Here is a 13,637-nt window from a genome sequence, read left to right on the forward strand (position 1 = left end):
CGTAAGTCTGTCGCATGCCGTTCGTCGGCGTGACCTCTGGATGACCGCCCAACGTCTGCCGGGTCTCTCCCCTGGCAACCTACCCCCTTCCCGCCCTCGGCCGGCCTGACGCCCGCCTAACGCCCGACCTTCTGCTCGACATTAATCGTGCGCCCGCTCGGCAACGGCAACTGCCTGAGCGCGGCGTCGATCAGGTACGGCATGGCCGAGGCCAGCGACGTGCCTGCGTCACTGGTATTGGCCTGCACTCGGTAGACCTCCTTGCCGCTCGCACGGTCCGTGAAGCGCAACTGCAAACCCGCCAGCCCATACGAATAATCCCGCTGGACGTACGCGGGCGGCGCGCCGAACGGGTAGCCGTAACCGCCCCACGGACGCCCCCAAGGCCCCCACGGGGCGGGCGCAAACATCGGATCGTAGACGGGCTCAGCCACACGCATTATCTGTTGGGTGATGCCGTAGCTCATCCCAACCAGATAGTGCGCGCTCGACGGGCTTCGCTCGCTGAAGCCGTCTCCGGCCAGACGCGTTCGCAGCCACTGCTCGTAAGTCGCGTGCTCCTGATTGTTCTGCTGTTCGGGCGTGCGCACGAGCGCGTAAGTTCGCGGGCCGTCGAAGCCCGGTGCATCGCCGAACGCGGTCACCTGGCTCGTGACCGTGCTGGCGCACCCCGCCAGCAAAACACTGACGACGGCCAACGTCGCCAAGGCCCATCGTTTCCCCATGATCGCCTGCTCCAGTAAGCGGCCGGGCGCACCGCCGTGCACCCGTCGCGCCGATTTAAACATAGGACGGCGCAGCGCGCACATCCGAAACCTTTGACGGCGGCGCCGAAGCAAAATTCAGCAAATCGCTCGCCTGAACGCCAAGGCGCCGCCACTCCGTTACAATTTGCAAATCCTTGGCCGTCCGCAAAACACCGTCCATGCTCAGAACCGACCTCGCAGGTGTCATCCAACGCTCCGACTATACGCCCCCGGCGTATCTGATCGACACCGTCCAACTCGACTTCGACCTCGCCCCCGACGTCACCACCGTCACCAGCCGCATGCGGGTCCACCGCAACCCGGCGGGTCCGGGCGGCGCGCTTGAACTGGTGGGGCAAGGCCTGCAACTGGTGAGCCTCGAACTCGACGGCAAGCCCTGGCCCGGCTACCGCACCGGCGAGGAAACGCTCACGGTCGACGCGCCCCCCGAGGCCTTCGACCTCATGCTCGTCACGCGCTGTCGCCCCCAGGAGAACACGTCGCTCATGGGGCTGTATGTCTCGGGCGGCAACTTCTTCACGCAATGCGAAGCCGAGGGCTTTCGCAAGATCACGTACTTCCTCGACCGCCCGGATGTGATGGCAACGTACACCGTGACGCTGCGCGCCGATCGCGAAGCGTATCCGGTGCTGCTGGCCAACGGCAACCTCATCGACCAGGGCGACCTGCCCGATGGCCGTCATTTCGCCGTCTGGGACGACCCGTTCAAGAAGCCCAGCTACCTGTTCGCGCTGGTCGCCGGTCAACTGGTGTGCCGTGAGGAGCACCTCGTCGCCGGCGACGGCCGCGAGAAGCTGCTCCAGGTCTGGGTACAGCCGCAGGATCTGGAGAAGACCGAACATGCGATGGATTCGCTGGTCAACTCGATCCGGTGGGACGAGCAGCGCTTCGGCCGCGTGCTCGATCTCGACCGCTTCATGATCGTGGCCGTGAGCGACTTCAACATGGGCGCGATGGAGAACAAGGGCCTGAACATCTTCAATACGAAGTATGTGCTGGCCGATGCCGCCACCGCCACCGACGACGACTTCGGCAACATCGAAGCCGTGGTGGGCCACGAGTACTTCCACAACTGGACCGGCAATCGCGTGACCTGCCGCGACTGGTTCCAGTTGAGCCTGAAGGAAGGCCTGACCGTGTTCCGCGATCAGGAATTCTCGGCCGACATGATGGGCTCCGAGTCGGGCCGCGCCGTCAAGCGTATCGACGACGTGCGCGTGCTGCGTCAGGCCCAGTTCCCGGAAGACGCCGGTCCGATGGCGCACCCGGTGCGTCCCGAGAGCTACGTCGAAATCAACAACTTCTACACGGTCACCGTCTACGAAAAGGGCGCCGAAGTCGTGCGCATGTATCAGACGCTGCTCGGGCGCGAGGGCTTCCGCCGGGGCATGGACCTGTACTTCGAGCGTCACGACGGGCAGGCGGTCACGTGCGACGAGTTCCGCGCCGCGATGGCCGATGCCAATCAGCGCGATCTCACGCAGTTTGGCCGCTGGTACAGCCAGGCCGGCACCCCGCGCGTGAGCGTCGAAGCCGCCTATGACGAGGCCGCGCGCACCTATACCCTCACGCTGACGCAGCGCTGCCCGAAGGTCGGTGTGGAGCTGCAGGACAGCCAGCTCGTCAAGCAGCCGTTCCATATCCCGTTCGCCGTCGGCCTGCTCGATCGCGACGGTCGCGACATGGCACTGCGTCTGGCCGGTGAGCCCGGCGATGCGCCGGCCGCCACCACGCAGGTGCTCGACTTCACGCAGGAGCGCCAGAGCTTCACGTTCGTCGACGTGCCGCACAACCCGATGCCGTCGCTGCTGCGCGGCTTCTCGGCGCCGGTGATCGTCGAGCACGAGTACACCATCGACGAACTCGCGTTCCTGATGGCGCACGACAGCGATCCGTTCAACCGCTGGGAGGCGGGACAGCGGCTGGCCACGCGTCAGTTGCTGGCGCTCGTCGAATCGATTCAGATGGGCCAGTTGCCGAGCGTCGACAGCTATGTGCTCGAAGCCTTCCGCCAGGTGCTGCGCGACGAGACGCTCGACCCCGCCTTCCGCGCGCAAGCGCTCACGCTGCCGGCCGAGTCGTATCTCGGCGAGCAGATGACGGAAATCGACCCGGCGGCCATTCACGCGGCACGTCAGTATCTGCGTCAGCGTCTGGCCGCATCGCTGCATACCGAGTGGCTCGCCGCGTATCACAACCATCGCGTGCCGGGCGCCTACCGCCCGGACGCCGCCTCGGCGGGCGAGCGCGCGCTGAAGAACCTCGCGCTGTCGTACCTGATGGAACTCTCGGATGCGGGTATCGCGCAGACCGCGCGCACCCAATACGACTCGGCCGACAACATGACCGACCGTTTCGCCGCGCTCACCGCGCTCGTACAACGCGGCGGCGCCGCGCGCGAGAGCGACGCGGCACATGGGTCGCTCCATGCCGCCGAGGTACTGGCAGACTTCTATCAGCGCTTCGAGCACGAGCCGCTCGCCATCGACAAGTGGTTCGCGCTGCAAGCCATGCAACGCGGCGACGGCGGCCATTGCGTGATCGACGGGGTGCGCGCCCTCATGGGGCATCCGGCTTTTACGCTGAAGAACCCCAACCGCGCGCGCTCGCTGATTTTCAGCTTCTGCAGCGGCAATCCCGCGCAGTTCCATGCGGCCGACGGTTCCGGTTATCGATTCTGGGCCGAACAGGTCCTCGCGCTCGACGCGCTGAACCCGCAGGTGGCCGCCCGGCTGGCTCGCGTGCTCGACCGCTGGCGCAAATACACGCCCGCCCTGCGCGAGCGCATGCGTGAGGCGTTGCAGCAAGTCTCGCAGCACGCGGCACTGTCGAAGGATGTGCGCGAGATCGTCGAAAAATCGCTCGCCTGAGCTGACCTGGGCTGACCGGCCCCGCAACGCAAGAAACGCCGCCGATGCGCCCGTGCATCAGCGGCGTTTTGTCTTGAATGCCCCACGCCGGAGACGACCGCAACGTCAGGCAGCCAACACCTGCCGCTGCCCCGCCGACAGACGCTTGCGCACGGCATTCGCGGCGGCAACCATATTCGTCAACGCGTGATCGACCTGCGCCCAGTCGCGCGTCTTCAACCCGCAATCCGGGTTGACCCACAGACGCTCGGCCGGAATGCGTGTGAGCGCCGCCTCGATCAGATGCTCCATCTCCGCCTGCGACGGCACGCGCGGCGAGTGAATGTCGTACACGCCCGGGCCGATCTCGTTCGGATACGCGAAGGCCTCGAAGGCGCCAAGCAGTTCCATGTCGGAGCGCGTGGTCTCGATGGAGATCACGTCGGCATCGAGCGCCGCAATCGACGGCAGAATGTCGTGGAACTCCGAATAGCACATATGCGTATGGATCTGCGTGTCGTCGGCCACGCCCGATGAACACACGCGGAACGCGCGCACCGCCCACGCCAGATACGACGGCCAATCGCCCTCGCGCAACGGTAGCCCCTCACGCAGCGCAGGTTCGTCGATCTGAATCACCCGCACGCCCGCCTTCTCCAGCGCAGCCACTTCCTCGCGCAGCGCCAGCGCAATCTGCAACGCCGTGAGTTCGCGCGGCTGATCGTCGCGCACGAACGACCATTGCAGCATCGTCACCGGGCCGGTCAGCATGCCCTTGACCGGCTTGTCCGTCAGTTGCTGCGCATAAGCGCTCCATGTGACGGTCATCGGCTCGGGCAGGTACACGTCGCCGTAAATCACCGGCGGCTTCACGCAGCGCGAACCGTAGCTCTGCACCCAGCCTTGCTCGGTGATCACGAAGCCCCACAGCAGATCGCCGAAGTACTCGACCATGTCGTTGCGTTCGGCCTCGCCATGCACGAGCACGTCGAGTCCATACGCTTCCTGCTTCTCGACGGCCAGACGAATCTGCGCACGCATCGTCTCCAGGTAATCGAGATGCGACAGCGCGCGTCGCTTGAAGTCGGCTCGCGCCCGACGAATCGCCGGCGTCTGCGGGAACGATCCGATGGTCGTCGTCGGCAGTACGGGCAGCTTGAGCCACGCGCGCTGCGCGCTGGCACGCGCTGGGTAGTCGGACGCACGGCGCGCGTGCGCGTCGGTGAGCGCCGCCAGACGCTTTTGCACCACGCTGTTGTGAATGCGCGGCGACGTTCGGCGCGCGGCCTGCGCGGTGGCATCGGCGACGAAGGCGGCGCTTACGTCGGCGCTCGCGAACGCCGCAGCGTCCAGCGAGCGGCGCAGCAACGCCACTTCAGCAAGCTTCTGCACGGCAAAGGCGAGCCAAGTGCGCACTTCCTTGTCCAGACGCCCTTCGCTCGCCAGGTCGACCGGGCAGTGCATCAGCGAGCCGCTCGACGCCACCCACAGCCGGTCCCCGAGCGCATCCGCCAACGGCACGAGCAACGCCCTCGCCTTCGCCAGATCGCAGCGCCAGACGTTTCGACTATCGACCACTCCCACAGACAGCACCTTCTGTTGCGGCCACTGCGCGGCGAATGTGTCGAGTTGCTTCGGTGCACGCACGCCGTCGAGATGCACCCCGGCCACGGGCAACGCCGCCAGCAGCGCCGCGTGCTCGCTGACATCGCCAAAGTACGTGGCGAGCAGCAGTGATGGGGCGACGGGCGCGAGACGGTGATACACAGGCGTGAAGGCGTCGCGCCACGGCTCGGGCAGGTCGAGCGCCAGAATCGGCTCGTCGATCTGCACCCACGTCACGCCTTGCGTCTTCAGGCGCGCCAGCACCCGCTCATATTGCGTGAGCAGGTCGGGCAGCAACGAGAGACGGTCGGCCAGGCCGTTCTTCTCTTTGCCCAGGTACAGCAGCGAAAGCGGGCCGAGCAACACCGGCTTGACGCTTCCGCCCTCGGCCAGCGCTTCCGCCACGTCGTCGAACAGCCACTCGGTGCCCTCGCCGAAACGCGTCTGCGGCGAGTATTCCGGCACGAGATAGTGGTAATTCGTATCGAACCACTTGGTCATTTCCATCGCGCTTTGGCCAGCATCGCCCCGCGCAGCGACGAAGTAGTCGTCGAGGCTGAGCGCTGCGGGCGCCCAGCCAAAGCGCGCCGGCAGCCCGCCGACGAGCGCCAGCGTCGAGAGCACGTGGTCGTACCAATGGAAGTCGCCGACGGTGATCCAGTCGAGCCCCGCCTCGCGCTGCGCGCGCCGGTTGGCCGCGCGAATCTGCCGTCCGATCTCTTGCAACGCGGTGGCGCTCATCTCGCCGCGCCAGAACGCCTCGACGGCGAATTTGAGTTCACGGTGTGCGCCGATGCGCGGCAATCCGAGTACGTGGGCCTGAGCCATGGGGGTGTCCTTCCGGGAAGCGTGCGATGTTGCGAAGTCGTCGTCTGCGGGCAATGCCCGCCCAGGCTGGCAGTATCCCGGCCATCCGTGTATTATTCAAACGAAAGTTTTTGCCATTTATTATTAATTTTATTCATGCAACGCACTCCCATCGAACTTCGCCATCTGCAGACGTTGCTCGCGCTGCGCGATACGGGCAGCGTTTCGCGTGCGGCGCTGTGGCTGCACCTGACGCAGTCGGCGCTCTCGCATCAGATCAAGGCATTGGAGGATTTCTATGGCTTGCCGCTGTTCGTGCGCAAGTCGTCGCCGCTGGTGTTCACCCCCGCGGGCAAGCGGCTGCTGGCGTTGGCGGAAGAAGTCGTACCGGCCGTCGACGAAGCGGGTCGCGACCTCACGCGGCTTGCGCAGGGCACCCAGGGCACGCTGCGCATCGCGGTCGAGTGCCACACGTGTTTCGATTGGCTGATGCCCGCGATGGATGCCTTCCGGCAACGCTGGCCGGAAGTCGAACTCGATATCGTGTCGGGCTTTCATGCCGACCCCATCGGGCTGTTGCATCAGGACCGCGCCGATCTGGCGATCATTTCCGAACGTGAAGAAGGCGAGGCGGTCGATTTCCACCCGCTGTTCCGCTTCCAGATGATGGCGCTCATGGCGAACGACCATCCGCTCGCCGGCAAACCGTATCTCGACGCCGCGGACTTCCGTGACGAAACGCTCATCACCTATCCCGTGCCCGACGACATGCTCGATATCGTGCGTCAGGTACTGCGTCCCGCAGGGATCGAACCGACGCGCCGTACCACCGAGTTGACGGTGGCGATTCTGCAACTGGTCGCCAGCCGGCGCGGGCTGGCTGCCCTGCCGCTGTGGGCCGTGTCGGGCTATCTCGAGCGCCGCTATGTGAGCGCGCGCCCGATCACACCGCAAGGGCTCACCGCGGAACTCTGGGCGGCAACGTTGCCAGCGATCACCGCGCGTCCCTATATCGGCGAATTCGTCTCGCTCATGCGCGAGACGAGCCTGCTCACGCTTCCGGAAATCGAATTGCTCTGACGCGGCGTCGCGCGGCCGATAGCCATCCGCGGTGTCATGCCGGGCGACGTACGACCAGACGGCACACTCGCTTACCGGAACTCGCGCTGGTGACGTCTTCCTCGTGCAAGACAACGCCGCCGTGAAGGGCAGCGCGCACCACGTCGGGCGAGAAGGCGCTATAGAGCCGTCCGTCCGCATGGCGAAGATCGTCACCCTCGGTGACACGCCATGAAACGTAAAGCACGCCCCCCGGACGCACGAGCGCCCAGAGCCGGGCGGCCGCCTGCGGCACATCATTCGCGGGCAGATGCATCAGCACCGTCTCGCACACCACGTTATCGAACTGCGCCGTCACGCCCTCCAGTCCCGGGAGGTGCCCGAGGTGAAACGTCACCGACGGAAACGATTGACGCGCCAGTTCGACGAGCGCGGGCGAACTGTCGTAGCCGACCACGTCGAACCCTTGCTGCGCGAGCCAGGCGGCATCGCGTCCGTTGCCGCAGCCCACATCGATCGTGCGTCCACCGGGGACGAAATGGCGCACCAGCAGTGCGTACATGTCGTCCGGCGGCGGCTGGTTGCACCAGTCCTCGTTGTAACGAACGGCGTTGGCCTCGTAGGCCGCTTCTGTTTGCAGATCCGTCATGATCGGCGACTCCGGAAGCCAGCGGGGAATGACCGCGTCAGCGCGTGGCACTATGCCTTACTGCGAGATTTTCTCCAGCGCGATGTCACGCGTGCGCGGGCCCATCAGGCCAATGGCGAGCATGACGATCAGCATCGCGCAGGAGATGAACACGAACACCCCGGTCACCCCGAAATGGCGCAGCGCGGCGGCGATCAGGAACGCCGTGAAGATCGCAGAGAAGCGGCTCCACGAATAGACGAAGCCGACGGCGCGCGCCCGGATCCCCGTGGGGAACAGTTCGGTCTGATACGCGTGATAGCTGTAAGACATGATGTTGTTCGCGAGCGTCAGGCCGATCCCCATTGCCACGAGCAGAAACGACGACGTCACCTGCGAGAACGCGATCCCACACACGATACCGATGCCGGCCGTCCACACGATGGCGTGCTTGCGCTCGACCTTGTCTGCCATCCACAGCCCGATCAGCGGACCCACGGGGGCGGCCAGCGCGATCACGCTGGCGTATGCCAGACTCGTCGTCACGGTAATCCCCTGCTTGATGAGCAGCGTCGGCACCCAGTTGGCGAAGCCGTAGAAGCCGACCGTCTGGAAGATGTTGAACAGAATCATCATGATCGCGCGCTTGCGATACGGCGGCACCCACATGTCGCGAAACGCGCCCTTCGGCACGACCCGCTCCGGCTCGCCCGGGGGCGGCAGCGGTTTGCCGTATTCGCGGGCGACCTTCGCTTCGAGTTCTGACAAGACGCGGTCCGCCTCGTCGAGGCGCCCCTTCTGCGCTAGCCAGCGCGGGCTCTCCGGCAGCGCGCGGCGAATCCACCAGACGAACACCGCACCATGGGCGCCGATGAGCACCACCCAGCGCCAGCCCTCCAGGCCGAGGAACTCGCGCGGCACGAGCCAGTAGGCGAGCAGCGCAACGACCGGCACGGCGGTGAAACCGACCGCCTGTTCGCACGCGAACGCCCGACCGCGAATCTGCTTGGGTACGAGTTCGGCAATATAGGTGCCGATCGTCACCAGCTCCACGCCGATGCCAAGCCCCACCACGAAGCGCCAGAAGTTAAGGCCCGTGGCGGTGTCCTGAAACGCCATGATGACGTTGGCCACCGTGTACCAGAGCAGCGAGCCCGTGAAGACGGCGCGACGGCCGTACCGATCCGCGAGAAAGCCGCAGGCGATGGTGCCGATGAACAGACCGGTGAACAGCGCCGCGATGAAGCTCGCCACGCCCGTCATCCCGAACAACCCCGATGTCGTGGGCGTCAGGATGCCGCTTTTCACCAGCCCGGGCGCCACATAGCCCGTGTACAGTAGGTCGTAGAGTTCGAAGAAGAAGCCCAGGCTGAGCAACACCACCAGTTTCCAGACGGTGCGCGTCGGGGGCAAACGGTCGAGGCGGGCGGAGATCTCGCCGGCGCTCAGGCGGGTTGCCGCAGCGGGGGCTTGAGCGGCACGAGGCATGGAAGGCATTGAAGCGTCGGGGGATAGCATGGAAATCGTCTCCGGGCCCGCTCGGTCATGGCCGAACAGATCATTGTCCGACGCGTCCCGGCCGACCGGCTGGCAGGCAATCGCCTGACGAGCCGTGACCGGCGCATCGGATACACCATGAATCGACAGGCAAGGGGGCGAAATTGTGCCACGAATGACACCGCGCCTGTCAGCTTTGTCACGTACTACGAAAAATGGCGATATTCATCAAGTCCGCGCACCGCGCACAATGACCGGAACGTCGGACAGGAACCGAATGCAGCCACCGAAACGAACGTCGCAGCCGGACCGTGCTCCCGAAGACAGCATAGCGGCGCGGTTTGCGCCCTGCCGTGCCGTCTTGGCAAGGCCGGCGTGACCGTTTGCGAAGTGAGGCGCGCGCGGCGGATCGCCGGTTCGGTGCGTCGGCGTGAGCCGTTGCGGGGGCGCCTTGGGCCGCCGGCGTGCCGCCGACGAGCCGATGAAAGGCCTTCGCGCGTCGCGAGTTCCCGTTACAGCCCGGATCCCGCCTGCCCTTGTGCGAGGAAATTCACCACGGCGGATGCTGTCGCACTCAACTGCTCGCGCGAGGGGAACACGAGCCAGAGCTGGCGATGCGCCCACTCGTCGGTCAGCGGGCGCACAACCACATCGAGCTTGCCCACGTAGAGTTGACCGACCTGCTCGGGTGCGATGGCAATGCCCAGGCCCGCATGCGCCATGCGGCACAACGCGTCGAGACTGGACACGCGAATCTTGATCCGCAACGGCGCCCCTGCTGCGCTCGCCTGCTGGCGCAGCAACTGCGTGAGTGCGCTGTTGCCTTGAAGGCCCACCAGCGTCTCGCCGGCACAGGCCGAGAACGGGATCTCGCCCGCACGCGCGGCCAGCGGATGTCCAGCGGGCAGAATCACGGCGAGGCGGTCGCGGCGGTACGGCACCATCGTGAACGCCTCGATGCCTTCGACGGCGTTGCAGATTCCGACGTCCACGGCCCGCTCGGCCACGCGCTGGAGCACTTCGTTGCTGTGCTGTTCGTCGAGCTCGACGTCCACGGCGGAAAACACTCGGCCGAACGCGGCCAGATCTTCCGGCAGGAACTGCACGATGGCCGACAGGTTCGCCGCGATGCGCACACTGCCGCGCGCACCCTCGTGGAACTGCGACAACTCCGCCCCCAGCGATTCGATGGTGCCGAGAATGTGTTCGGCATAGCGGCGCACCGTCTCGCCCACCGGCGTGACGGTAATACCGCGCTGATGACGCTGGATGAGCGGGAGGCCGACGATCGCCTCGATGTCGGCAATGCGCCGGCTGATCGCCGACGGCGCAATGAATTCGCGCTCGGCGGCGCGCGCCATGCTCCGCTCCTGGCACACGGCCACGAAAAGGCGCAACGATGTAAGGTCTAGCTTGCGGAGAAGGTTTTCCATACCCGTACGGCATACGCCGGAAATGCCGGAAACGCCCGGCTGGCGCGGCCCCGCGCGGGGCACGTCTTTTGCTGGACAAACAACGAATCGACGCCTATTATACGCATCGCGTACACCTCCCTGCCGACCCGACCATGAGTGCACAGCAGACTTTCCTGCGCGACGCGATGCGCCGCCTGAACATGACCCGCGACAGCTTCGCCGAGCGCATCGGCGTTCGCCGGCGCGCCCTCGACACCTGGCTGCTGCCGGAGGACTCGAGCGAATATCGCACGATGCCGAGCATCGTGGAGAAATTCGTCGGTGAAATCCTCGGTCGCGAAGCTCCGTCCTCGGAATCTACGCAAAGCGCACACAAACCGCTGCGTGAACGCATGGGCCTCGACGGCAAGCCGCATCTGATCTCGGTCGACCAGTTCTCGCGCGATTCGCTCGAAGCCCTGTTCCACGTTGCCGATATCATGCAACCGATTGCACGCCGGCAAAAGATTTCGCGCGTGCTCGAAGGCGCGGTGCTCGGCAATCTGTTCTTTGAAGCCAGCACGCGTACCCGCGTAAGCTTTGGCGCAGCCTTTTGTCGCCTGGGCGGCTCGGTGTGCGACACGACCGGCTTCACGTTCTCGTCGATGGCCAAGGGCGAGTCGATTTACGACACGAGTCGCGTGATGAGCGGATATGTCGACGCGCTCGTCGTACGTCACCCGGAAAAGGGTTCGGTCGCCGAGTTTGCGCGCGCCACGAACATTCCCGTGATCAACGGCGGCGACGGCCCGGGCGAACACCCGAGCCAGGCGATTCTCGACCTGTACACGATCGGCCGGGAATTTTCGCGTCTGGGCAAGCTGGTCGACGGCGCGCATGTCGCGATGGTCGGCGACCTGCGCTACGGCCGCACGGTGCACTCGCTCATCAAGCTGCTCGCCCTGTACCGCGGCCTGAAGTTTACGTTGATCTCGCCGCCGTCGCTGGAAATGCCGACGTACATCCTCGATCAGATCTCGCAAAATGGTCACGTGATCGTGCAGAGCCACTCGCTCGCCGATCTGAACGGTGCGGATGTGGTGTACGCCACGCGCATCCAGAAGGAACGCTTCGCCGATGAGGCCATCGAGGGCTATACGCCGGACTTCCAGATCAACGAAGCGCTGATCAATCAGTACTGCGACGCCCGCACGATCATCATGCACCCGCTGCCGCGTGACAGCCGGCCCGGCGCCAACGATCTGTCGACGGACCTGAATCACGACCCGCGCCTGGCGATCTTCCGTCAGACCGACAACGGCATTCCGGTGCGCATGGCGATCTTCGCGATCCTGCTCGGCGTGGACAAGCAGGTGCAGCACAGCATGCGCGACGCCGCGTGGCGCGCGCCTTCGCACATCGGCCCGGACGACGCCCTGTTCGACGGCCTCGACTGATCGGTCGTCGCTCGGAAAACACCGAAACCGACCTCAGACACACCTGAAATTGCACTGCCCCCAAGGATTTTTCGCGGGGGCAGTGTGTCTTTACGAGTAAAATTGCGTCCATCTCGAATCGGTACGCTTTTTTGCTTTCCCGGAGGCCCACATGCGGCGCAAGACCCTTACCCAATATCTCATCGAACAGCAGCGGGAGTTCGACAATATTCCTGCTGAGCTGCGCCTGCTGATCGAAGTGGTCGCGCGCGCGTGCAAGTCGATTAGCCATGCCGTGTCCAAGGGCGCGCTTGGCGGCGTGCTGGGCAGCGCCGGCAGCGAAAACGTCCAGGGTGAAGTGCAGAAGAAGCTCGACGTGATCTCCAACGAAATCATGCTCGAAGCGAACGAATGGGGCGGTCATCTGGCGGCGATGGCATCGGAAGAGATGGAAGACGTCTTCCATATTCCGAACCGTTATCCGCAGGGCGAGTATCTGTTGATGTTCGATCCGCTCGACGGCTCGTCGAATATCGACGTGAACGTGTCGATCGGCACGATTTTCTCGGTGCTGCGTTGTCCGGACGGCGTGACGGATCCGACCGAGAAGGACTTCCTGCAACCGGGCACGCAACAGGTCGCGGCCGGTTACGCGGTGTATGGCCCGCAAACGGTACTGGTGCTGACAACGGGTCACGGCGTGAACTGCTTCACGCTCGATCGCGAGATGGGGTCGTGGGTGCTCACGCAGGAAGGCATGCGCATTCCGGAGGACACCAAGGAGTTCGCGATCAACATGTCGAACGAGCGTCATTGGCATGCGCCGGTGCAGCGTTACATCAACGAGCTGCTGCAAGGCAAGGAAGGCGTGCGCGGCAAGGACTTCAACATGCGCTGGATCGCCTCGATGGTGGCCGACGTGCATCGCATTCTCACGCGCGGCGGTGTGTTCATGTACCCGGCCGACAAGCGCGATCCGGACAAGCCCGGCAAGCTGCGCATCATGTATGAAGCGAACCCGATGAGCTTCCTGGTCGAACAGGCGGGTGGCGCGGCGACGAACGGCGTGCAGCGCATTCTGGAAATTCAACCGCAAAAGTTGCATGAGCGCGTGGCGGTGTTCCTCGGCTCGAAGCATGAAGTCGAGCGCGTGACGGGCTATCACCTGGAAGCGGGTACGAAACAGGGCGAATGAAGCGGAATCAAGGCGGATGGATCGTCGTTGCGAAGGCCGCATGACGCGAGCCCGTGATTGGGAAAAATGCTTCGCGACGACGAAAGCGCTGAATGTCTGAGATTTCAAAGATTTACGCGTAACTCACGCAAAGACAGTAAAAAATCTTTGGAAAAGGTAGTGACAAACGGGCAAAGTCTGCTATTATCTCACTTCTTCGCAGCGCCGGAGTAGCTCAGTCGGTAGAGCAGCTCATTCGTAATGAGAAGGTCGGGGGTTCGATTCCTCTCTCCGGCACCAAAAGCCTGTTTTTTGGAATGCGATGAAGTACGAAAGCCGCCGTGGCATATAGCCTGGCGGCTTTTTTATTTGCGCATGTAGTACCATCTGATACCCCTGAATACTGACAAGCATGGGGGTA

9 protein-coding genes and 1 tRNA gene are annotated in these 13,637 nt (G+C 64.5%); 5 read left to right on the forward strand and 5 right to left on the reverse strand.

Features of this window, described 5'->3' with window-relative positions; genetic code table 11:
* Positions 1-116: 116 nt before the first annotated feature.
* Positions 117-725, reverse strand: coding sequence for a DUF4136 domain-containing protein (locus OYT13_RS16545; RefSeq protein ID WP_017234205.1), 609 nt, complete (start codon positions 723-725; stop codon positions 117-119).
* 200 nt (positions 726-925) lie between these two features.
* Here OYT13_RS16545 and pepN point away from each other — a divergent pair, with 200 nt between their 5' ends.
* Entirely contained in the window at positions 926-3,637 is a 2,712-nt protein-coding gene (gene pepN, locus OYT13_RS16550) for an aminopeptidase N (protein WP_268566631.1), read from the forward strand.
* Between the two features lie 105 nt (positions 3,638-3,742).
* Here the strand turns inward: pepN and metE are convergent, their stop codons facing one another.
* Entirely contained in the window at positions 3,743-6,049 is a 2,307-nt protein-coding gene (gene metE / locus OYT13_RS16555; protein ID WP_268566632.1) for a 5-methyltetrahydropteroyltriglutamate--homocysteine S-methyltransferase, read from the reverse strand.
* A 135-nt stretch (positions 6,050-6,184) separates the two neighbouring features.
* On the opposite strand from metE, the gene OYT13_RS16560 reads away from it, so the two are divergent.
* The gene (locus OYT13_RS16560; RefSeq protein WP_017234208.1) at positions 6,185-7,108 is read left to right on the forward strand and encodes a LysR family transcriptional regulator; all 924 of its coding nucleotides are present in this window, start codon (positions 6,185-6,187) and stop codon (positions 7,106-7,108) included.
* Positions 7,109-7,142: 34 nt separating this feature from the next.
* Here the strand turns inward: OYT13_RS16560 and OYT13_RS16565 are convergent, their stop codons facing one another.
* From OYT13_RS16565 to OYT13_RS16575, 3 genes are all read right to left on the reverse strand, one after another.
* The gene (locus OYT13_RS16565) at positions 7,143-7,736 is read right to left on the reverse strand and encodes a class I SAM-dependent methyltransferase (protein ID WP_017234209.1); all 594 of its coding nucleotides are present in this window, start codon (positions 7,734-7,736) and stop codon (positions 7,143-7,145) included.
* A gap of 57 nt (positions 7,737-7,793) precedes the next feature.
* Positions 7,794-9,212 (reverse strand): MFS transporter, encoded by a 1,419-nt coding sequence (locus OYT13_RS16570; RefSeq protein ID WP_017234210.1) that lies wholly within the window; start codon positions 9,210-9,212, stop codon positions 7,794-7,796.
* Positions 9,213-9,724: 512 nt separating this feature from the next.
* A complete protein-coding gene (locus OYT13_RS16575; RefSeq protein ID WP_026131997.1) occupies positions 9,725-10,645 on the reverse strand; it encodes a LysR substrate-binding domain-containing protein in 921 nt (306 codons plus the stop codon).
* 134 nt (positions 10,646-10,779) lie between these two features.
* Between OYT13_RS16575 and OYT13_RS16580 the strand changes: the two genes are divergently transcribed.
* The 3 genes from OYT13_RS16580 (at position 10,780) to OYT13_RS16590 (ending at position 13,516) form a co-directional block, all read left to right on the forward strand.
* Positions 10,780-12,063, forward strand: coding sequence for an aspartate carbamoyltransferase (locus OYT13_RS16580; protein ID WP_026131998.1), 1,284 nt, complete (start codon positions 10,780-10,782; stop codon positions 12,061-12,063).
* Between the two features lie 151 nt (positions 12,064-12,214).
* Positions 12,215-13,237 carry a class 1 fructose-bisphosphatase gene (locus OYT13_RS16585; protein ID WP_017234213.1) on the forward strand — a complete coding sequence of 341 codons (1,023 nt, stop codon included), beginning with the start codon at positions 12,215-12,217 and terminating at the stop codon, positions 13,235-13,237.
* 203 nt (positions 13,238-13,440) lie between these two features.
* A tRNA-Thr gene (locus tag OYT13_RS16590) sits at positions 13,441-13,516 on the forward strand.
* The last annotated feature ends 121 nt before the right edge of the window (positions 13,517-13,637 follow it).

Origin of the sequence: Pandoraea sp. XJJ-1, assembly GCF_026802345.1 — a bacterium.
Classification (GTDB): Bacteria; Pseudomonadota; Gammaproteobacteria; order Burkholderiales; family Burkholderiaceae; genus Pandoraea; species Pandoraea cepalis.

Coding starts and splice junctions, on each gene's coding strand:
- metE (WP_268566632.1), bottom strand. CDS start 6,049: ATGGCTCAGGCCCACGTACTCGGATTGCCGCGCATCGGCGCACACCGT.
- OYT13_RS16585 (WP_017234213.1), top strand. CDS start 12,215: ATGCGGCGCAAGACCCTTACCCAATATCTCATCGAACAGCAGCGGGAG.
- OYT13_RS16580 (WP_026131998.1), top strand. CDS start 10,780: ATGAGTGCACAGCAGACTTTCCTGCGCGACGCGATGCGCCGCCTGAAC.
- pepN (WP_268566631.1), top strand. CDS start 926: ATGCTCAGAACCGACCTCGCAGGTGTCATCCAACGCTCCGACTATACG.
- OYT13_RS16565 (WP_017234209.1), bottom strand. CDS start 7,736: ATGACGGATCTGCAAACAGAAGCGGCCTACGAGGCCAACGCCGTTCGT.
- OYT13_RS16560 (WP_017234208.1), top strand. CDS start 6,185: ATGCAACGCACTCCCATCGAACTTCGCCATCTGCAGACGTTGCTCGCG.
- OYT13_RS16575 (WP_026131997.1), bottom strand. CDS start 10,645: ATGGAAAACCTTCTCCGCAAGCTAGACCTTACATCGTTGCGCCTTTTC.
- OYT13_RS16570 (WP_017234210.1), bottom strand. CDS start 9,212: ATGCCTTCCATGCCTCGTGCCGCTCAAGCCCCCGCTGCGGCAACCCGC.
- OYT13_RS16545 (WP_017234205.1), bottom strand. CDS start 725: ATGGGGAAACGATGGGCCTTGGCGACGTTGGCCGTCGTCAGTGTTTTG.